21 protein-coding genes are annotated in these 20,385 nt (G+C 62.2%); 15 read left to right on the top strand and 6 right to left on the bottom strand.

Annotation, left to right across the window (positions count from 1 at the left end; all coding sequences use genetic code 11):
- Window positions 1-27: 27 nt before the first annotated feature.
- Window positions 28-1,311, bottom strand: coding sequence for an O-acetylhomoserine aminocarboxypropyltransferase (locus IB265_RS06225; protein WP_057252373.1), 1,284 nt, complete (start codon window positions 1,309-1,311; stop codon window positions 28-30).
- A 204-nt stretch (window positions 1,312-1,515) separates the two neighbouring features.
- On the bottom strand, window positions 1,516-1,944 hold the full coding sequence (locus tag IB265_RS06220; RefSeq protein ID WP_057252877.1) for a CoA-binding protein: 429 nt from the start codon (window positions 1,942-1,944) through the stop codon (window positions 1,516-1,518).
- A 179-nt stretch (window positions 1,945-2,123) separates the two neighbouring features.
- On the opposite strand from IB265_RS06220, the gene IB265_RS06215 reads away from it, so the two are divergent.
- Window positions 2,124-2,960: a DMT family transporter gene (locus tag IB265_RS06215; RefSeq protein ID WP_057252374.1), complete on the top strand. Its 837-nt coding sequence runs from the start codon at window positions 2,124-2,126 to the stop codon at window positions 2,958-2,960.
- 12 nt (window positions 2,961-2,972) lie between these two features.
- Here IB265_RS06215 and IB265_RS06210 read toward each other — a convergent pair whose 3' ends face one another.
- A complete protein-coding gene (locus tag IB265_RS06210) occupies window positions 2,973-3,794 on the bottom strand; it encodes an enoyl-CoA hydratase (RefSeq protein ID WP_057252375.1) in 822 nt (273 codons plus the stop codon).
- Window positions 3,795-3,962: 168 nt separating this feature from the next.
- Between IB265_RS06210 and IB265_RS06205 the strand changes: the two genes are divergently transcribed.
- From IB265_RS06205 to IB265_RS06190, 4 genes are all read left to right on the top strand, one after another.
- The gene (locus IB265_RS06205) at window positions 3,963-4,394 is read left to right on the top strand and encodes a PaaI family thioesterase (RefSeq protein ID WP_057252377.1); all 432 of its coding nucleotides are present in this window, start codon (window positions 3,963-3,965) and stop codon (window positions 4,392-4,394) included.
- 225 nt (window positions 4,395-4,619) lie between these two features.
- Entirely contained in the window at window positions 4,620-5,084 is a 465-nt protein-coding gene (gene rplM / locus IB265_RS06200) for a 50S ribosomal protein L13 (RefSeq protein WP_057252379.1), read from the top strand.
- A gap of 2 nt (window positions 5,085-5,086) precedes the next feature.
- Complete coding sequence (gene rpsI, locus IB265_RS06195; RefSeq protein ID WP_057252381.1) at window positions 5,087-5,554, top strand: 30S ribosomal protein S9; 468 nt, start codon at window positions 5,087-5,089, stop codon at window positions 5,552-5,554.
- A gap of 104 nt (window positions 5,555-5,658) precedes the next feature.
- Window positions 5,659-5,997 carry an antibiotic biosynthesis monooxygenase gene (locus IB265_RS06190; protein WP_057252383.1) on the top strand — a complete coding sequence of 113 codons (339 nt, stop codon included), beginning with the start codon at window positions 5,659-5,661 and terminating at the stop codon, window positions 5,995-5,997.
- 29 nt (window positions 5,998-6,026) lie between these two features.
- Here IB265_RS06190 and IB265_RS06185 read toward each other — a convergent pair whose 3' ends face one another.
- On the bottom strand, window positions 6,027-6,500 hold the full coding sequence (locus IB265_RS06185; protein ID WP_057252385.1) for an Lrp/AsnC family transcriptional regulator: 474 nt from the start codon (window positions 6,498-6,500) through the stop codon (window positions 6,027-6,029).
- Between the two features lie 115 nt (window positions 6,501-6,615).
- Between IB265_RS06185 and IB265_RS06180 the strand changes: the two genes are divergently transcribed.
- The 3 genes from IB265_RS06180 to argC all read left to right on the top strand — a co-directional run bounded on the left by IB265_RS06180 (window position 6,616) and on the right by argC (window position 9,581).
- Complete coding sequence (locus IB265_RS06180) at window positions 6,616-7,407, top strand: phenylalanine 4-monooxygenase (RefSeq protein WP_058329374.1); 792 nt, start codon at window positions 6,616-6,618, stop codon at window positions 7,405-7,407.
- Window positions 7,408-7,534: 127 nt separating this feature from the next.
- Window positions 7,535-8,497, top strand: coding sequence for an agmatinase (gene speB, locus IB265_RS06175; RefSeq protein WP_057252389.1), 963 nt, complete (start codon window positions 7,535-7,537; stop codon window positions 8,495-8,497).
- Window positions 8,498-8,648: 151 nt separating this feature from the next.
- Window positions 8,649-9,581 (top strand): N-acetyl-gamma-glutamyl-phosphate reductase, encoded by a 933-nt coding sequence (gene argC, locus IB265_RS06170; protein ID WP_057252391.1) that lies wholly within the window; start codon window positions 8,649-8,651, stop codon window positions 9,579-9,581.
- A 75-nt stretch (window positions 9,582-9,656) separates the two neighbouring features.
- Here argC and IB265_RS06165 read toward each other — a convergent pair whose 3' ends face one another.
- Entirely contained in the window at window positions 9,657-10,760 is a 1,104-nt protein-coding gene (locus tag IB265_RS06165; RefSeq protein ID WP_057252393.1) for a COX15/CtaA family protein, read from the bottom strand.
- 174 nt (window positions 10,761-10,934) lie between these two features.
- On the opposite strand from IB265_RS06165, the gene IB265_RS06160 reads away from it, so the two are divergent.
- From IB265_RS06160 to IB265_RS06150, 3 genes are all read left to right on the top strand, one after another.
- Window positions 10,935-11,147 (top strand): DUF2842 domain-containing protein, encoded by a 213-nt coding sequence (locus tag IB265_RS06160; RefSeq protein ID WP_057252395.1) that lies wholly within the window; start codon window positions 10,935-10,937, stop codon window positions 11,145-11,147.
- Window positions 11,148-11,180: 33 nt separating this feature from the next.
- Window positions 11,181-11,921, top strand: a complete 741-nt coding sequence (locus tag IB265_RS06155) for a metallophosphoesterase (protein ID WP_057252397.1) — start codon at window positions 11,181-11,183, stop codon at window positions 11,919-11,921.
- Between the two features lie 153 nt (window positions 11,922-12,074).
- Window positions 12,075-13,319 carry a GNAT family N-acetyltransferase gene (locus IB265_RS06150; protein ID WP_057252879.1) on the top strand — a complete coding sequence of 415 codons (1,245 nt, stop codon included), beginning with the start codon at window positions 12,075-12,077 and terminating at the stop codon, window positions 13,317-13,319.
- Between the two features lie 55 nt (window positions 13,320-13,374).
- On the opposite strand, the gene IB265_RS06145 is transcribed toward IB265_RS06150, so the two are convergent.
- Window positions 13,375-15,564 (bottom strand): exopolysaccharide transport family protein, encoded by a 2,190-nt coding sequence (locus tag IB265_RS06145; RefSeq protein ID WP_057252399.1) that lies wholly within the window; start codon window positions 15,562-15,564, stop codon window positions 13,375-13,377.
- Window positions 15,565-15,768: 204 nt separating this feature from the next.
- Here IB265_RS06145 and IB265_RS06140 point away from each other — a divergent pair, with 204 nt between their 5' ends.
- The 4 genes from IB265_RS06140 to IB265_RS06125 are packed head-to-tail and all read left to right on the top strand — an operon-like array spanning window position 15,769 to window position 20,385.
- Entirely contained in the window at window positions 15,769-16,344 is a 576-nt protein-coding gene (locus tag IB265_RS06140) for a polysaccharide biosynthesis/export family protein (RefSeq protein ID WP_057252881.1), read from the top strand.
- Window positions 16,345-16,349: 5 nt separating this feature from the next.
- The gene (locus IB265_RS06135; RefSeq protein ID WP_057252401.1) at window positions 16,350-17,522 is read left to right on the top strand and encodes a glycosyltransferase family 4 protein; all 1,173 of its coding nucleotides are present in this window, start codon (window positions 16,350-16,352) and stop codon (window positions 17,520-17,522) included.
- A gap of 59 nt (window positions 17,523-17,581) precedes the next feature.
- Window positions 17,582-19,144 carry an undecaprenyl-phosphate glucose phosphotransferase gene (locus IB265_RS06130; protein WP_057252403.1) on the top strand — a complete coding sequence of 521 codons (1,563 nt, stop codon included), beginning with the start codon at window positions 17,582-17,584 and terminating at the stop codon, window positions 19,142-19,144.
- Window positions 19,141-20,385: an O-antigen ligase gene (locus IB265_RS06125; RefSeq protein WP_057252406.1), complete on the top strand. Its 1,245-nt coding sequence runs from the start codon at window positions 19,141-19,143 to the stop codon at window positions 20,383-20,385. Before IB265_RS06130 ends, IB265_RS06125 begins: the two co-directional genes overlap by 4 nt.

The following is a 20,385-nucleotide window of genomic DNA, read 5'->3' as shown; positions in this document are numbered from 1 at the left end:
CACGGAAAGTTGCGACCGGCCGACGCATCAGAGCTTTGCCAGCGCCTGCTCAAGATCGGCGATGATGTCGGAAACGTCTTCGATGCCGACCGACAGACGCACGACATCGGGGCCGGCGCCGGCCGCTACCTGCTGCCCGGGCGTCAATTGCCGATGGGTGGTCGAGGCCGGGTGGATGACGAGCGAGCGTGTGTCGCCAATGTTCGCCAGATGCGAGAACATTTCCAGCCCCTCGACGAAGCGCTTGCCCGCCTCGTAGCCGCCCTTGAGGCCGAAGGTGAAGACGGCACCGGCACCCTTCGGCGAATAACGCTGCTGCAGCGCGTGGTTGGGATCGTCCTCAAGCCCGGCATAGTTGACCCACGAAATCTTGTCGTGCGTCTTCAGCCACTTGGCGACCGCAAGCGCGTTGTCGCAATGGCGCTGCATGCGCAGCGGCAGGGTCTCGGCGCCGGTCACGAGCATGAAGGCATTGAACGGAGAGATTGCCGGACCGAAATCGCGCAGTCCCAGGACACGCGCGGCAATGGCGAAAGCGATGTTGCCGAAGGTTTGGTGCAACACGACACCGGCATATTCCGGACGCGGCTCCGAAAGCATCGGATACTTGCCCGACTTCGACCAGTCGAAGGTACCGCCGTCGACGATGACACCGCCCATCGAATTGCCATGGCCGCCGATGAACTTCGTCAGCGAATGCACGACGATATCGGCGCCGTGCTCCAGCGGCCGCAGCAAATAGGGTGTCGCCATGGTGTTGTCGACGATCAGCGGCAGGTCGTGCTTGCGGGCGACCTCGGCGATGGCGGCGATATCCACGAAGGTGCCGCCGGGATTGGCGAGGCTCTCGATGAAGATCGCCTTGGTGCGCCGGTCGATCTTCGCCTCGAACGAGGCGGGGTCAGCAGGATCGGCCCAGCGCACCTGCCAGTCGAAGGACTTGAAGGCGTGGCCGAACTGGTTGACCGAGCCGCCATAGAGCCGGTTGGCTGCGACGAAATTGTCGCCCGGGTTCATGATCGTGTGGAAGACGAGCAGCTGAGCCGCATGGCCGGAGGCAACGGCCAGCGCAGCCGTGCCGCCTTCGAGCGCCGCGATGCGCTCCTCCAGCACCGCCTGGGTCGGGTTCATGATGCGGGTGTAAATGTTGCCGAACTGCTGGAGGCCGAAGAGTGCCGCGGCATGGTCGGTGTCGTTGAAGACGAAGCTCGTCGTCTGGTAGATCGGCGTCGCCCGCGCGCCCGTGGTCGGATCGGGCTGTGCCCCTGCATGGATTGCGAGCGTGTTGAAACCAGGGTTGTCTTTCGTCATTTCGTCCCTCCCATGACCAGAGCGCGGCCGCCAGCCGGCGCGCCGAGGACGCTCTATCACCTTGAATCTGCGTGTGATCCGCTATCGAACCTCCGTGGCCCAGCGCGGAGGTGGCGGCACTATTCCAGAGCCTACGTGTGCGGTCAAAGAGGATTTTTACGAAACTGACGGTTGCGCAAGCCGCAGCCGTTCTGCGGGCCGAGATCAGCCGATCAGGCGCGGATATTCGATTGCCGGACAGCGATCCATGACCACCTTGATCCCGGCCGCTTCCGCCTTCGCCGCTGCGCCGTCGTGGCGCACCGAAAGCTGTCCCCAGATCACCTTCGGCAGCGTGTCCAGCGCCAGGATCTCGTCAACGAGCGCCGGCAAGGCATGGGCGGCGCGGAAGACATCGACCATGTCGACCGGTTCCTTCACGTCGGCGAGCCGGCCGACGACGGTCTGGCCCTGAATGGCCTTGCCGACATGGCCGGGGTTGATCGGAATCACCCGATAGCCCTTGCGCAACAGGAACGCCATGACCCGATGGCTCGGCCGCTCGGCATTCGGCGAGGCACCGACGAGAGCGATCGTCTTGGTCTCGCGCAGGATGTCGGCGAGATAGTAGTCCGGATAGGGGTCGTGATTCATGTGGGGCTTTTGATCCATCTAATTAAACGGCCGTATAATGGGGCCGCTCCCTTCCAAGTCAACTTCGTGCAGCAATGCGCCTCAGACCCTGACGCAATACAAGACTTTACGGTTGCATTTGCGTGCGAGCGGCGCCACAAGCTTCACCAGGCCCGCCACATCGTTTCCGAGGTTCCATCTTGCCGCTTGAAGTCATTGCGCTCGTCCTGTTCGGGGCGTTGTTGCACGCGACCTGGAATGCCCTGGTCAAGGCAGGCTCGGAAAAATCGCTCGACGCAGCAATGATCGCGCTCGGGGCCGCCGCCGTGGCCATCCCCTTCCTGCCATTCCTGCCCCTGCCGAAGCCGGAAGCCTGGCCCTACATCCTGGTTTCGGCCCTGTTCCAGTTCGCCTATTTCCAGCTCGTCGCCGCCTCCTATCGCGCTGGCGATATCGGTCTTGTCTATCCGCTGATGCGCGGTACTGCGCCCTTGATCGTCGCGGCCACCAGCGGCGCGCTGATCGGCGAACAGCTTACCTTCGGTACGATGCTCGGCATTCTGACAATCTCTGTCGGCGTGCTGACGCTCGCCTTCGAGTCCAGAAAGGGCGGAAAACACGCGATCGTGCTCGCCCTCCTCAACGCCTGCGTCATCGCCAGCTACACCTTTGTCGACGGCATCGGCGCGCGCGTATCGGGCAATGCGATTTCCTACACGCTGTGGATGGCGCTCTTGCCGCCGGTGCTGCTCTTCGCCTGGGCCTTTGCCCGCCGCGGCATCAAGCCGGTCGCCCGCCACGTCTATAAGAACTGGTGGCGGGGTCTGATCGGCGGCGCCGGATCGATTGGCGCCTATGGCCTGGCGCTCTGGGCGATGACCAAGGCACCGGTCGCCACCGTCGCCGCCCTTCGCGAGACGTCGATCCTGTTTGCGGTGGTGATCTCCGTCGTGTTCCTCAAGGAACCGGTCAGCGTCTGGCGCATTGCCGCTGCCTGCGTCATCGCGCTCGGCGCGCTGCTGCTGAAGCTGGCCTGACGACGCCGCAGATCAGTCTTCCTTCCACTCCGGCATGCGCTTGCCGAGGAACGCGCCGATGCCATCCTCGGCATCGCGAGCCAGCATATTCTCGACCATCACGCCGACGGCGTAGTCATAGGCCTGCGGCAGGTCCATCTCCGCCTGGCGGTAAAAGGCTTCCTTGCCGATCTTCAGCGCCTGCGGCGACTTCGAGGCGATCACGGCCGCATATTTGTCGACCACCTGGCGCAGATACTGCTGCGGCACGATGCGATTGACGAGGCCGAAGTCCTTGGCGGTCGAGGCGTCGATGGTCTCACCGGTGAGCAACATCTCCATTGCCTGCTTGCGGTGCGCCGCACGCGTAAGCGCGACCATCGGCGTCGAGCAGAAGAGCCCGATGTTGACGCCCGGCGTGCAGAACGTGGAACTGTCGGTGCAGATCGCCAGGTCGCAGCTTGCGACAAGCTGGCAGCCGGCAGCGGTTGCGAGCCCGTCGATCTCAGCGATGACGGCTTGCGGCAACCGGGTGATCTTCAGCATCAAATCGGCACAGAGGCGGATCGTTTGTTCAAAGAAGGCCCGGCCCCGGTCGTCGTCTTCGCGATGCGCGGTCATTTCCTTGAGGTCGTGCCCCGCCGAAAACAGCTTGCCCGACGCGGCAAGCACGACAACCCTGATTTCCTTGGAGGCGGCGACCGCATCGAACTCGGCGTGCAGCGCCTCCATCATGGCGATAGACAGTACATTGGCCGGCGGGTTGTTGAGCGTCAGGCGCAGCACCGGCCCGGAGCGTTCGCGCAGCAGCAGGCCGTTCGGCTCTTCCTTCTTGAACGATACCACTTCGGCCATCTCTTTCTCCTGAAACTTCTACTCGGGCTTGGTGGTACGCCGGACGCGCGCGCGGTGCAAGCTGACCGGAGAACCAGGCGACGCGTTCCGTCTAAGACCTTTTTCCGCCTTGCGTCCGGCCGTCGGCCGGTTTCAGGTGGCAGGCGAATATGTTGAAGGATGCTATGAATGACCATCGAGCCGAACATGACCGTCGACGAACTCAACCGGTTTCTCGACACGGATTTTCCGCAGGTCCACACCGATGGCAAGGTCTTTCACGTCACGGCGGTGGGGCCAGGCTTTGCCACCATGCGGCTCGATCCGAACGAAAGGCACATCCGTCCGGGCGGCACCGTCTCAGGCCCCACCCTCTTCGCGCTTGCGGACGTTTCCGCCTATGTCGCGCTGATCGCCCATATCGGTCCGGTCGCGCTTGCGGTTACCACCAATCTCAACATCAACTTCCTGCGCAAGCCGGAACCGGAACCGCTCGAATGCACCTGCCGGATCCTCAAACTCGGCAAGCGGCTCGCCGTTCTCGACGCATCGATCGTCAAGGTCGGTGACGACGATCTCGTGGCCCATGCAACGGCGACCTATTCGATTCCGCCGCGTTAAAATGTGGTAACGAAATACCATACATGTAACTTATTGTTTTTACTTATATTTATTTCCATCGCGCAGATTTCACGTTCTTGACGCTTGTTTCGCACTTGCGTATAAGCTGCCGCAGATCGCGGTCCTCAAGGGCCGCTTTCTTCTTTTGTCCGGGAAACCGGGCAAAACCAAGCAACAAGAAACGCCCGGCGGTTCGCCGCCCGGGTCCAAAGAAAGAGTTTAGATATGGCAACCTTCGTTCAGAAGCCTGCAGAGGTGGAGAAGAAGTGGATCATCATCGACGCCGAAGGCCTCGTTGTTGGTCGCCTCGCTTCCCTCATCGCAAACCGCCTGCGCGGCAAGCACAAAGCTACCTTCACCCCGCATGTTGACGACGGCGACAACGTCATCGTCATCAACGCCGAGAAGGCAGTTCTGACGGGCAAGAAGTACACCGACAAGAAGTACTACTGGCACACCGGTTACCCCGGCGGCATCAAGGAGCGCACCGCGCGCCAGATCATCGAGGGCCGCTTCCCGGAGCGCGTCATCGAGAAGGCCGTCGAGCGCATGGTTCCGCGTGGTCCGCTCGGCCGTCGCCAGATGAAGAACCTGCGCGTTTACGCAGGCGCCAACCACCCGCATGAAGCACAGCAGCCGGCCGTCCTCGACGTCGCCAAGCTGAACAGCAAGAACACAAGGAGCGCCTAATAATGGCCGACCTTTCCGCTCTCAAGGACATCGCCACGACCGCGGAACCGGCTGCTCCGGTTCACGTCAAGAAGGTCGACGCCCAGGGTCGCTCCTACGCGACCGGCAAGCGTAAGAACGCTGTTGCCCGCGTATGGGTCAAGCCCGGCTCGGGCAAGATCACCATCAACGGCAAGCCGTACCTCGACTACTTCGCTCGTCCGGTTCTGCAGATGATCCTGCAGCAGCCGATCGTCGCAGCTGCCCGTGACGGCCAGTTCGACATCGACGCGACGGTCGCCGGTGGCGGTCTCTCCGGCCAGGCCGGTGCCGTTCGTCACGGCATCTCCAAGGCCCTCACCTACTTCGAACCGGGCCTGCGCTCCGTTCTGAAGCGCGGTGGCTTCCTCACCCGCGACAGCCGCGTGGTCGAGCGTAAGAAGTACGGCCGTGCGAAGGCACGTCGTTCGTTCCAGTTCTCGAAGCGTTAATCGCTTCCAAACTGCGACACTTGGAAAGGCGGGGCTTTGCTCCGCCTTTTTTTGTTATCATCGCCCCCACCATATCCCGCAGCATCGATCCTCCGAGGCACAGCATGGCAAGTTCCCCCGCCGCCAAGACCCCAGAGCCGCCCTACTACATCGTGACATTCTCCTCGCGACGGACGGCCGGCGATCACGGCTACGACAATATGGGCACGGAGATGGAGAGGCTGGCGCGCGAACAGCCAGGTTTTCTCGGGCTCGAAAGCGTGCGCGGTGCTGATGGCTTCGGCATCACCAATTCCTATTGGGCGGACGAGGAGAGCATCGCGGCGTGGAAAAGTGACGTCCGGCATCTGACCGCCCAGCGGCTCGGCCGCGAGCGCTGGTACGAGGACTACCAGGTGCGCGTCGGCAAGATCGAGCGGCAATACGGGTTCGAGCGCTCATAGGGCCCCGGCAGTCGCCATTCCCGGCCGCTTCAGATCGGTAGTTCCGTCGTCGACTTGAGTTCACGCAACACGAAGCTCGAAACGACCGTGCGCACGTGCGGATTGCGCATCAGGTAACGCGTCATGAAGGCATCGTAGCTTTCGACGTCGGTGGCCCGGATCTTCAGCATGTAATCGAAGGTGCCGGATAAAGCGTAGCATTCCATGATCTCCGGCCGATCGCGCACCAACGCCGAGAAGGCTGCGATCGCCTCGTCATGATGATCCTCCAGCGTCACGTGAGCGATGATGCAGAGTTTCAGATCCAGCTTTGCCGGGTCGAGAAGCGCCACACGCTTACGGATGACCCCGTCCGTCTCCAGTTCCTGCAGCCGCCGCCAAGCCGAGCTCTGCGACATGCCCGCCTTTTCCGCCAGCTCCGACAGCGACTGACCGCTATCGGCTTGAATCAGCCGCAACAATTTGCGCAACGGCTGGAAATTTTCCTTCACATCGGGCGGCATAGCGAAATTTCCTCTCGCCAACAGGCGACGATCTGACAACTCTGAAACAAATACTCGCTCCATCAGCGATACAATTGCAACAGAAAGAGTTGTTCTGACGACATGAGGAGACGTCATGACCAAGGAAAGCACATACACCGCCAAGCTACCGGAGCCTGACGGCACATATCTTTACACCCCGGAAGAAGATGCGATCTGGGGCGAGCTCTATCAGCGGCAGATGAAGCTTCTCGCTGACAAGGCCTGCGACGAATATCTGGAAGGAGCAAAGACGCTCGACCTGGGGCCGTATCATGTGCCGCAGCTGAAGGACGTGAACCGCCGTCTTGCGGAAACCACCGGCTTCGGCGTCGAAGGCGTGCCGGCGCTCATTCCGCCGTCCCGTTTCTACGAGCTTCTGTCCCAGGGCAAGTTTCCGCTGGCGACCTTCATCCGCCGGCGTGAGCATATCGACTACATCGAAGAGCCCGACATCTTTCACGAAGTCTTCGGGCACTGCCCGCTGCTCACCAACCAGAGCTACGCCCACTTCGTCCGTCGCTTCGGCGAGAAGGCCGCTTCGCTCGGCAAAGGTTACTCCTGGCATCTGTTCCGGATCTTCTGGTTCACCGTCGAGTTCGGCCTGATCAACACGCCAAAGGGCCGCCGCTGCTACGGCGCAGGCATCGTCTCTTCGCCGAACGAGACGCGCAACGCCATGGAGACACCAGGTGTCGAGTTCCGGCCGTTCGACCTGATGACCGTGCTGCGCACGCCCTATCGCATCGATATCGTGCAGCCTATCTATTACGTGATCGACAGCTTCGCCCAGCTCGAAACGATCATCGAGGAAGATATCGCCGCGCGCATCACTGAAGCGAAGGCGCTTGGCGACTTCGCCCCGACCTACGAAGCCAAGGCTTCGTAATCGCGGAAGAATCGGCCGGCAGGGCCTTGCCTTGCCGGCGACGATTGTCCAACGTCTCGCCACCACAAGTTAGAGCGGGATACGAGCACACGGCTCTCTTCATCCCGCCCTGAAGCAGAGACGGGACATGGCCAACAGGACAATCGATCATGCGCTGACGGCGCGCTCACTCACATCGGCGGCATCCGATCCGACGCATGCCGGCATTCTCTCCTTCATGCGCCGCAAATATTCGAAGCAGTTGAAGGGTATCGACGCCGTCGTCTGGGGCATTCCCTTCGATGCCGCCACGTCCAACCGTCCTGGCGCCCGCTTCGGGCCACAGGCGATCCGTCGCGCCTCCGCCATCTTCGACAACGATCCGCAGTACCCCTTCGAGCGCGACCTCTTTGCCGCGATGGCGACGATCGACTACGGCGACTGCCTGCTCGACTATGGCAACCATTCGAAGACGCCGGCGACGATCGAGCGCGAAGCGGTGAAAATCATCAGAAGCGGCGCTTATCTGCAGACGCTCGGCGGCGACCACTTCATTACCTATCCGATCCTGAAGGCGCAGGCGGCCATCCACGGCCCCCTCGCCCTCGTGCAGTTCGACGCACACCAGGATACCTGGCCGGACGAACGGGGGCGGATCGATCATGGCTCCTTCGTCGGACGTGCCGCGCGCGAGGGCCTGATCGATACCGACGCCTCCATCCAGATCGGCATCCGCACCCACGCACCCGAAGACTGCGGTATTCGCATTCTCTATGGCTATGACGTCGAGGAAATGAGTGCTGCCGAGATTGCCGAAACGATCATCCGGCAGGTCGGCGAACGCAAGGCCTATCTCACCTTCGACATCGATTGCCTCGACCCGGCCTACGCGCCCGGCACCGGCACGCCGGTTGCCGGCGGCCCGTCGAGCGCCAAGATCCTCTCGGTGCTGCGCAAGCTCGGCGCCCTGACGATTGTCGGCAGCGATGTCGTCGAAGTGGCACCCGCCTACGACCATGCCGAAGTCACCGCAATCGCGGGCGCCACTGTCGCCATGTTCATGCTGGGACTGCATGCGGAGAAACTTGCGGAACGCGCACCGCTGCGCTGAAGAACCGTATCGCCGTTGCGACCAGGGGCGGCTGCTTGTATAGGAACTGACAGGGCTGGCGGCGGTCCGCCGGCCTGTTGAGAAATTGATTCAATTTTATGCCAGAATGATTCCGGAACTATCCGTAAATCACTGACAGAACGGGAAAATCATGAAACCGAAGATCTTCATCGATGGCGAACACGGCACCACGGGCCTGCAGATCCGCACGCGCATGGCCGGCCGCAGCGACCTCGAACTGCTTTCCATCCCGGAAGCGGAACGACGCAACGCCACGATGCGCGAAGATCTCCTGAACGACGCCGACATCGCCATTCTGTGCCTGCCGGACGATGCGTCGCGCGAAGCGGTTTCAATGGTTTCCGGCAACAACAAGGTGCGCATCATCGACACGTCGACGGCACACCGCATCGCCCCGGACTGGGCCTATGGCTTTGCCGAAATGGACAAGGCGCAGCCGGAGAAGATCCGCGATGCACGCCACGTCGCCAATCCCGGCTGCTATCCGACCGGCGCGATCGGCGTGATCCGGCCGCTGCGCCAGGCCGGTATCGTGCCCGACGGCTACCCGGTCACGGTCAACGCTGTTTCCGGCTACACCGGCGGCGGCAAGCAGATGATCGCGCAGATGGAAGACGAGACCAATGCGGACCACATCAGCGCGCCGCACTTCCTCTATGGCCTGCCGCTCAAGCACAAGCACGTGCCCGAGATGAAGATGCACGGCCTGCTCGACCGTGCGCCGATTTTCGCTCCCTCGGTCGGCAAATTCGCGCAGGGCATGATCGTCCAGGTCCCGCTCTATCTCGAGGATCTTGCCGCCGGCGCAACGCTGGAGACGATCCACTCGGCGCTGGTCGAGCACTATGCCGGGCAGTCGATCGTCGAGGTCGTACCGCTTGCGGAAAGCGAGAAGCTCGCACGCATCGACGCGACCGAGCTTGCCGGCAAGGACACGATGAAGCTCTTCGTGTTCGGCACCGCCGGCGGCAATCACGTGAACCTCGTTGCCCTGCTCGACAATCTCGGCAAGGGCGCATCGGGCGCGGCCGTCCAGAACATGGACCTGATGCTGTCGGCCTGATCGGCAATAGCAGCTGAAAAAAGAAGGCCCCGGCGATCCCGCCGGGGCCTTTGTCATTTCGGCATTCTTCACGCGTCAGTCGCGCAGCTCGATCGCCGTCGGCCGCGGATATTCGCCGTAGAAACCGCGCCAGTGGGCGATGGCGAAACCGAGCACGACAAGGGCACCGCCCTGGTGTAGCACGCCCCAGCCGATCGGCACCTGCAGCACCAGCGTGGTGATGCCGATGACCGCCTGGGCTGAGACGAGCAGAAACAGAAGCACAGAGCGCCGCGCATGGGTCGTCTCAGGAGCAGCCCTCAGAGAGTCAATCATGTGCATCAGCGCGAAGGCAAACAGCACATAGGCGCCTATCCGGTGAACGAACTGCACCGTCTTCGGATTCTCGAACAGATTGATCCACCAGGGCTGCTGCAGGAACAGGTCCTGCGGAACGATCGCTCCATCCATCAGCGGCCAGGTGTTGTAGCTGAAGCCGGCGTCGAGGCCGGCGACGAGCGCGCCGAGATAGATCTGGAACAGGCTGAAGATGGCGATGATCATTGCCATCTTGCGCGAACGATCCGTGGGCGCCGTGTCGTTGGAATGCGGACTGAGCCCACGGAAGATCCACATACAAGAGGCGAAGATCAGACAGGCAATGACGAGGTGCGTCGCCAGCCGATACTGGCTGACCTCTGTGCGCTCGACGAGGCCGGAAGAAACCATCCACCAGCCGATGAAACCCTGAAAGCCGCCAAGGGCGAGGATGCCGAGAAGCGGCATCCGGAGCTTGCGCTCGACCCGGCCGGTCAGCCAGAAGAACGCGAGCGGCAGAGCGAAGATGATCCCGATGGTGCGGGCCAGCAGGCGATGCGCCCATTCCCACCAGAAGATCGTCTTGAACTCGTCAACCGTCATGCCGTTGTTCATCTTCTGGTACTGCGGAATGCGCTGATAGAGCTGGAACTCTTCTTCCCACTCGGCGGCCGAAAGCGGAGGGATCACACCGTGGATCGGCTTCCATTCGGTGATCGACAACCCCGATTCCGTGAGGCGTGTTGCACCACCGACAAGCACGAGCGCAAAGAGCGTGAAAATAACGACGGCGAGCCAGCCGCGGATCTGCCGGCGGTTGCGCTCGGTCTTGCCGATCTCGTTTCGAAGCATCTGTTCTGTCGCCATTTCGACGCCGGCCATTATTTTGCCTCTGGTATCGCAGGGTTGTTGGCGGCGCGACCGGACGGATCAACGGTCGCACCTTTCGGAAAGCCGTTGATTTGCACCAGAGCGGCATGCAAAACAAGACCGAAACCTTTGCGGCATGCCGTCGCGGTCGGTCCGCGCCCATGCAAGCCATCTGAAAGAAGTGAAATGCCCGTACGCCTCAGAAAGCTGATCGGCACGATCCTGATCATCATCCTCGTCGTCGTTTACGCACTGGCTGCCGTCACCTTTGCCTCGCTGCTGCTCGGCGCCGCACCCTGGTGGGTGCATCTGGCCTACTTCTTCTTCACCGGCCTGCTCTGGATATTGCCAGCCATGCTGATTATCAAATGGATGGAAAAGCCGGCTCGCGATCGCTGAGCCAAAGCGCAGCGGCCATTCGAGGAGACGCCCGTGAGACTTGCAGTCATCGCCGATATCCATGGCAACGATCTCGCGCTCGAGGCCGTTCTCGCCGACATCGATGCGCTCGGTATCACCGACATCGTCAACCTCGGCGATCACGTGAGCGGCCCGCTCAATGCAGCGCGCACTGCCGACATCCTCATGAAGCGCGCGATCCCCTCGATCCGAGGCAATCACGATCGCTATCTGTTGACAGTCGACCCCCGGGACCTGGGGTTATCGGATCGCTCTGCCTACGATGAATTGCAGCCGGAGCACCGCGAATGGCTGGCCACCCTGCCCGTCGCGCACGTCCACAGGGAAACGTTCTTCCTGTGCCATGCGACGCCGACGAACGATGAAACCTACTGGCTAGAGGCTTTGACGACCGACGGCACCGTCCACATGGCGCCGCGTTCGGCAATCGAGGCTGAAGCCGCCGGCATCAATTATCCGGTCATCCTTTGCGGGCACACGCATATCCAGCGCGCCGTCCGCCTTTCAGACGGCCGCCTCGTCGTCAATCCCGGCAGCGTCGGCTGCCCAGGTTATGACGACGACCAACCTGTGCCGCACAAGGTCGAGGCGGGTTCGCCGGACGCACGCTACGCCGTCGTCGAGCAGACGCCGTCAGGATGGGGCGTCACGTTCCGCAACGTTCCCTATGATTGGATGACGATGTCCCGGCTCGCAGCCAGTCGCAACCGGCTGGAATGGGCAAAGGCACTGGCCACGGGCTTTCTCGACTGAACGGCCGCGCCGCTGGCCCGGCAACGCTTCACGCTTTGCTAACTGCGTTCCCGGGTTATTCTCAAATGCCGTTCATAAGAGCTATCGCATTAAACGGATCGTAGCCGGCTTGAGGTTCAATCGCTCGGCAACAGGGACCGGATGGCACCTTCGATGACGAACTCCGATCTGACCATGGAAGGCTCCGGCGACCGTCGCCCGCGCGCGTCCATGCGTGTGGGTCCGTCCGATGTCACGCGCCGCTTCGATATTTCGATCCACCGCGCCATGGAGCCGCTGGAGGCCGAATGGCGTTCGCTCGACGGTCTTGCCGGCAACTCGCTGCATCATGCCTACGACTGGTGCCGTGCCTGGGCAGAGACGCACGGAAGCGATCTCTTGCTGCTGCGCGTTGCGTTCAATGGCGAGCTTTTCCTCATTCTGCCGCTGGAACTCAGGCACGGGCGCCTGTTTCGAACAGCCCGCCTGATCGGAATGGAACACAGCAACCTCAACACGGGGCTCTTTGTCGACGGCGCCTCCGCAGTCATGACTCCGGCACTGGCCCACGCCTTGGCCCGGGATATTCGAACGGCGCTCCGCGGCCTTGCGGATGTCGTCATGCTCGACCGGATGCCGAGCGAGTGGCGTGGCGGCGTCAGCCCCTTTGCCGCACTTCCAGGCGTCGCAAACCCCAATTCGTCATTCCAGCTGCCCCTCCTCGGCAGCATTCAACTCACACTGGCGCAGATCAACGCCAAGCGCCGCCGCAAGAAGATGCGCATCTCCGAACGACGACTGACGGAGATGGGCGGCTACGACTACGTGATCGCCCGCACCCCCGGCGAGGCGCAGGCGTTGCTCGATACCTTCTTCCGGCAGAAGGCGACGCGCTTCGCAACACTCGGCCTTCCCGACGTCTTTCAGGACGCCGAGACACAGGCCTTCTTCCATGCGCTTGCCTCCCATCAGTACGGCAACCCACAGCTCATGCAGCTCAACGCCATCCGGCTTAGAGGAGAACGTGACGGGCAGGTCGTTGCCGTCGCCGGGATTTCGCTCAAGGGCGACCATGTCATCTGCCAATTCGGCTCGATCGACGAGACGCTGGCAGGCGAAGCAAGTCCGGGTGAATTGCTGTTCTATCGGATGATCGAACGCCTCTCGACGCAAGGCGTGCGCCTGTTCGATTTCGGTGTCGGCGACCAACCCTACAAGCGATCCTGGTGCACGATCGAGACGCCGTTGCGTGACATTACATTACCGGTGACCCTCCCGGGGCGCCTTGCCGCCCTGCGCCATCACCTTGTCGTACGCGCAAAGGCAGCGGCGAAGTCGAACAAGGCCGTTTACGCCCGCCTGCAGCGAGCGAGGCGGTTCAGGCAAGGCAAAATCGGTGCACAAAGCACCGGGGACTGAAGGCCGAACAGCAGCAGCCCGCGTTGACTTCTCGCTTTCGACACGCCGTCGTCGGTTAGGCGGCATCCCGGTCAGGATACTCCGGATCGGCTGCCTGCCCGGTCATGAGAACGATGTCGCGATAACCGGCCGCACCGAAACCGGTCAGAACCTCGACGATCCGCTCATCACTGACCGACGGCGCCGAGAGGATGATCTCTGCGCCATCGCGGCCGGCAATCTTCTCGACAGCCATTTCGTCCGCCGGGCCGCACTCGACTAGAACGAGATCGTAGGCGTTGGTCAGGGCGTCGATGATCATCTTCAGCCGTTCGATGCCCCGCATCGCCTGCCGCGGATCCGCATCGCCCTGGGGAATGACGTGTGCATCAGAGAAGCGGTCGGCGTGGATCGTATCCGTGAAGGGCACCTCAGCCGCCAGCAGGTTGGTTATTCCGGGAAGCTGCGGCGAGCGCGCCATCAGGCGCGTCGGGCAGGCCGAACCGGTCAGGTCGATCAGCACCACCTTGATATCGTCCTCAGCCAGCAAGCGCGCCAGCATCACGGTTGCGGTCGATCCTTCGTCTCCGCCCGGCGACACCGAAATCGCAACACGCGCGCCGGTGGCGCGAAGATGTTCCGCCACCGCCTCGATCGAGAAGTCCGGTTCGGCGGCAGCCTCCACGGTGTCCGTATCTGCAGCCGGAATTTGCGCCGCCGGCACCAGTTCGACTGCATCATTATCCTCGGTGACAGGCGCCACTTCAGGCTGCCTATCCGCTGCCATGATCGGGATATCGGTGGCGCTTGCAGCCAAGGCCGGCCGCGGGCGAACCGGTGCCAGCCGCTCGCCGGTTGCCGAAACCGGACGCAGCGCCCGGCCGCTGAACAGTTCGCCAAGCATGATCACGACGCAGCTCAACAGGAACGTCGCGAGGGCGGCAACGATCGTGATCGGCAGCACTTTCGGGAAGTTCGCGCTCGTGGGAACCACCGCGCTTGAAATCACACGTGCATCGGCGGGTGTCGCATTTTCCACCGTGCGCGACGTCGCCTCGCGGTAGCGTGCGAGATAGGTCTCGAGCAACTGACGTTGCGCGGTCGCTTCGCGCTCCAGCGCACGCAGTCCCACCTCTTCCTCGCCGGCCTGTGCGGACTGAGCCTTCAGCGCGTTCAGCTGCTGGACGAGCTGCCGCTCGCGCAGTTCGCCGACCTTGGCCTCGTTTTCCAGGCTCGCCAGGATCTTGCGGGTCTCGCTGCGAATCTGTCCGCGTATGCCTTCGAGTTGCGATTTCAGTGCCTTCAGGCGTGGGTGGCCATCCAGCAATGTCGTCGAAAGGTCGGCAACCTGCCCCTGCAGATTCGCTTCGGTCTCCTTCAGCCGCTGGATCATCTGCGAGCCGACGACGTCGGTGATCGTGTCCGCCGCCCGGCCGCTTGCAAGGGCCGAGCGCACGCCGGCAGCGCGTGCCTCCGCATTGGCGCGCTCGCCGCGCACCCGGGTCAGCTCGGTCGAAATATCGGTCAATTGCCGCGTCGCGAAATTCTCGGTCTCGCCGGTCGGCAACAGATCGGACGAAGAGCGGTAGGCGGCAACCTTCGCTTCCGCATCCCGCACCTTCTCGCGCAGATTGGCGATCTCCGGTTCCAGCCAGCGGGTCGCCTCGGAATTGGTGTCGAGCTTGGCGCCGCTTTGCAACGTAAGGAAGACCTTCGCCATTTCGTTCGGAATGGCGGCCGCGAGCTGGCGGTCCTTCGAGGTGAAGGCGATCGCGATCACGCGGGACTTCTCGACCTGATAGACTTGGAGCTTGTCGTTGAATTCCTTGAGCACCCTCTCCTCTGGCGGCATCTCCAAGGGGTTCTTCTTGAGGCCGAGCATGACGAGAAGATCCGAAAGCGCCGAGGGTGCTGCCGATGGATCGAACTCCTTCAGCTCATAGAGCTTCATATTGCGCGCGACCTGCTTGATGAGGTCCGCCGAACGCAGCACCTGCACCTGGCTCAAGATCCCGGATTCGTCGAAGACACGATCGGCGCCGGCCTGCGAAGACTGATTGGGGCCGCTGAACTCCGGCTCGCGCGATTCGATCAGCACGCGGGTTTCGCTCTGATAGTCCGGCGCAATCATCTTTGCCGCACCGAAGGCGAGTGCTGTCACACAGGCTGTTGCGAGCAACACCTTGACGCGCCGATCCCAGACAGCGCGAAACAGGGCGCCGAGGTCGATATCCACATCCTGTTGACCGCTGCCGCTTCCCGACATGCTATTGGCTCCGAACCCTCAAATTTTGCCGGAGGGTAAACGAACATGGTAACGCAAGGGTTAATACGATCAACCTCCGGGTGATAAACCCCTCCCCGTTGCAGCGATACGGCGCAAAAATTCTACCGCGAGTTTACCGGCTATTAACCCTAACGGATCGATAACGTCTGAAAAGGTGGGTCGTTTCCGGAGCCTATGAACCGCATGTCAACCGCAGCTATCAAGACAGGTCTCGCGATCACGGCGGCAGTGCTGTCGATGTTGCTCAGCGGTTGCACAAGCTACCAGCCGGCGCCGAAGGCTTTTAGCGAAGCCACCATCCAGCCCTATCGCCTCGACAGCGGCGATCGCCTGCGCATCAACGTCTTCGAACAGGCCGGCCTCAGCGGCACCTATACGGTCGACCAGGCCGGTTACGTCGCGTTTCCGCTGATCGGCACTGTCGCCTCGCGCGGCAAGACCCTGCCGGAGCTCGAAGGCATGATCGCTGCCAAGTTGCGCCAGGGCTATCTGCGCGACCCCGACGTGACGATCGAGGTCGATCGCTACCGCTCGGTCTTCATCATGGGTGAAGTCGGCCAGGCCGGACAATATGCCTACGTGCCCGGGATGACGGTGCAGAATGCGATTGCCGTCGCCGGCGGTTTCTCGCCGCGCGCCAACCAATCCAACGCCGACATTACCCGCAAGATCAACGGCCGCATCATCACCGGCCGCGTTCCGATCACCGACGCGGTTCTCGCCGGCGATACGATCTACGTCCGCGAACGCCTGTTCTGATCTCGATGCAGCAACAGCGTCCCCTGCGCATCATCCATTGTTTCAGATCGCCCGTCGGCGGAATTTTCCGCCATGTGCGCGATCTTGCCGAGGCGCACGCCCGCGCCGGCCATGAGGTCGGCATTCTCTGCGACAGCACCACCGGGGGTAGTCACGAGGATTCACTGTTCGACGAGATCCGGCCCTATCTGGCGCTCGGCCTCGTTCGCATGCCGATTCACCGCTCAGTCGGGCCGTCGGATCTTGCCGCGCTATGGCGCGGCTACAAGGAAATCAGAAGTTTGCGACCGGATGTGTTGCATGGGCACGGCGCCAAGGGTGGCGCCATTGCCCGCCTCATCGGTTCAGCCTTGCGGGTCAACAGGTATCGCGTAGCCCGCCTCTATTCCCCGCACGGGGGGAGCCTCCACTATCGCCGCCGCTCCCTGATCGGGCGGCTTGTCTTCCCGCTGGAACGGGTTCAGGAGCGGCTCGCGGATGCGCTCGTTTTTGTCTGCGACTTCGAGCGCCAGACCTATTTCACCAAGGTCGGTGCGCCACGTGTACGGCACGAACTGATCTACAATGGGATCGACGACGGGGAGTTCGAGGTGATCGCCCCTCGGCCGGATGCTGTCGATTTTCTCTATATTGGCATGATGCGGGACCTGAAGGGTCCCGATTTGTTTGTGGAGGCGTTCGCGCGGACCGAGCGCCTCGTCGGGCGACCGCTTTCGGCGTTGATGATTGGCGACGGCCCACAGCAGCAGGAATATAGCGAACTGATGCTGCAGCAAGGTCTGAGCCGCCGTATCAGGATGCAACCGGCGATGAAGACCCGTGAGGCGTTTACGCTGGCGCGCAACGTCGTCGTTCCCTCGCGGGCCGAGTCCATGCCCTACATCGTCCTCGAGGCGCTTGCGGCGAGAAAGCCGGTCATTGCCAGCCGTGTCGGCGGCATCCCGGAAATACTGGGGGCCGCCAGCGCCGCGCTCGCCGAACCGGCCGACGTTCAGTCACTGGCCGCCATCATGGCGCGCTCGATCAGCGAGAAGGACTGGGCGGTGCGGGTCATGCCTGAGCCGAACACATTCAAATCGCGATTCGCCGCTTCGGTAATGTCGTCCGATATGCTAGAGCTCTACCGGGAATTGTGCCGTTACCAGCCGTCCACGGATAGCGTGTCGTCTACAACGTAAGCGTTTCTTAGTGGCTTTCTGCTATCCGGACTGAGGGACTTCAGCGCCGGAAGACAGCCATGAACAAGTTTGACCGCCCGGATTCATTCGATCCCGAAGCGCTTCGCAAGAAGATTTCGGAAATCCGCTCCCGTGCGCCGGGCGAGATGCCGAGCGGCGAGCCGTCTGCAGAACTCAATCCGCTGGCGCGGCAAATCGCCGAACAGTTCCGGGCCGACACCTATTCGCCGGCCATGATCATGGGGCTGATGCGGCTCTTCGAGTTCAGCGCGCTCTTCGCCATCGGCTACGCGATCAACGCGCTCTACGTTCAACCGGGCTTCGAGCAATTGCCGCTCTATCTGGCGATACTGATGGGAGGCTCGGCGCTGGCGGTTGCCGCGATGCAGATCGCCGATACCTACCAGATCCCTGCATTGCGCGCCTGTCTGCGCGTGATGCCGCGCATTCTCGCGGCCTGGGCGGTCGCCTTCGGTGGGATTGCCATCGCCCTCTTCTTCCTGAAATCCGGCCACCAATATTCCCGCGTCTGGTTCGGCGGCTGGTTCGTCGGTGGCGCGCTCTTTCTCGTCGCCGAACGTGCCTTCATCGCCTATTCCATTCGCCACTGGGCCCGCAACGGCACGATGGAACGCCGCGCTGTTGTCGTCGGCGGCGGCCAGCCGGCGAAGGACCTGATCCGCACGCTTGAGGATCAGCCCGATAACGACATCCGTATCTGCGGCATTTTCGACGACCGCGACGAGCGCCGCTCGCCGAACGTCATCGCCGGCTATCCGAAACTTGGAACGGTCAACGAGCTCGTGGAGTTCGCGCGCCTGGCGCGCATCGACATGCTGATCATCTCGCTGCCGCTGACGGCGGAAAAACGCATTCTCGAGCTCCTCAAGAAGCTCTGGATCCTGCCGGTCGACATCCGGCTCGCGGCCCACGCCAACAATCTGCGTTTCCGTCCTCGTAGCTATTCCCATGTCGGCGATGTGCCCATGCTCGACATCTTCGACAAGCCGATCGCCGATTGGGACTCGGTCGCCAAGCGCGGCTTCGACATCTTCTTCAGCCTGGTTGCCGTGGTGCTCCTATGGCCGATCATGTTGGGCGCCGCCATCGCGGTCAAAGCCACCTCTCCCGGCCCGATCATCTTCAAGCAGAAGCGGCACGGCTTCAACAACGAGACGATCGAGGTCTACAAGTTCCGCTCGATGTATACGCATATGAGCGACCCTTCGGCACGCAACGCCGTGACCAAGGGGGACCCTCGCGTCACGCCGGTCGGCCGCTTCATCCGCAAGTCGTCGATCGATGAACTGCCGCAGATTTTCAACGTGCTGAAAGGCGAACTGTCGCTCGTTGGGCCGCGTCCGCACGCCGTCGCGGCGCAGACCCAGAACCGGACCTATTCCGACGTCGTCGAAGGCTATTTCGCTCGCCATCGCGTCAAGCCAGGCGTTACCGGCTGGGCGCAGATCAATGGCTGGCGCGGCGAGATCGACAATGATGAGAAGATCCGCCTGCGCACGGCGTTCGATCTCCACTACATCGAAAACTGGTCGCTGCTCTTCGATCTCAAGATCCTGTTCCTGACACCGTTCCGGCTTCTCAACACCGAGAACGCCTATTGAGCACCGTCGAGACAGGCCGGTTCCCGATCGCGCGTCCCCAGCTTGCGGCGCTCTCGCTGCTTGGCTCCGGGCTCGTGGCGTTCGCCGTATTTCTCTCCGGCTTCGTCATCTTCGAGCCCGCGCCCTATGAATTGTTCCTGGTCGCGCTCATTGGCCTGTGGGCGCTCTTCGGTCTCAAGATTTCCCGCAGTGTCGCTCCCCTGCTCGCGCTCCTGACGCTGTTCATGGTGGGCGGCATCCTGTCCTTGACGGTCATGGTCGACCTGACCAAGGGCCCGATGTACATGGCGGTCTCTGGCTTTCTTGCCCTATCGTCGGTGTTCTACGCCGCGATCATCGAAGACCGCCACGAGCGCCTGCGGCTGATCTTCAATGCCTGGGTGGCAGCGGCCATCATTACCGCGTTGCTCGGCATTCTCGGCTATTTCGGCGCAGTTCCGGGCGCGGAGAACTTCACACTCTATGGCCGCGCCAAGGGCGCCTTTCAGGACCCCAACGTATTCGGGCCGTTTCTCTCGGTGCCGGCCATGTATCTGATCCATGGCATCCTGACGCAGCCGATCCAGAAGGCACCGCCGAAGATCGCCGCATTGATGGTTCTCGCGCTCGGTGTCTTCCTGTCGTTTTCGCGTGCGGCCTGGGCGCTCAATCTCTTCTGCGTCGTCGCCTTCGTCTTCGTCATGCTGCTCAAGGAACGCAGCGGCCTCTTCCGCCTCAGGATCCTCGTGCTGGCGCTCGTCGGCGGGCTTATGGTCGTCGGCGCTCTTCTCGTCGCCCTTCAATCCGAGCGAGTCGCAACCCTCTTTTCCAGCCGGTCGCAGCTCGTGCAGGATTATGACGGCGGGCATCTCGGCCGTTTCGACCGCCATCGCCTGGGCTTCCTGATGTCGATGGAGAAGCCGCTCGGGATCGGGCCGATGGTCTTCAGCACGATCTTCCCGGAAGACGAGCACAATGTCTGGCTGAAGTCGCTGACGTCCTACGGCTGGCTCGGTTTCATCAGCTATGTCACGCTGATCATCTGGACGCTTTCGCTCGGCTTCCGCTTCCTGCTGCTCAACCGCCCCTGGCAAACCTACCTGATGATCGCCTGGGTCGCCGTTCTCGGCCATGTCGGCGTCGGCAATGTCATCGATACCGACCACTGGCGCCATTTCTACCTGCTCCTCGGCATCATCTGGGGATGTGCCGCTCTCGAATACCGCCATCGCCGGCAGGCACGCGCCGGCTGGAGCTCCTGA

This window comes from Ensifer sp. ENS10 (assembly GCF_014852025.1).
GTDB lineage: Bacteria > Pseudomonadota > Alphaproteobacteria > Rhizobiales > Rhizobiaceae > Ensifer.
This window is presented reverse-complemented; position numbering and strand designations above follow the sequence as displayed.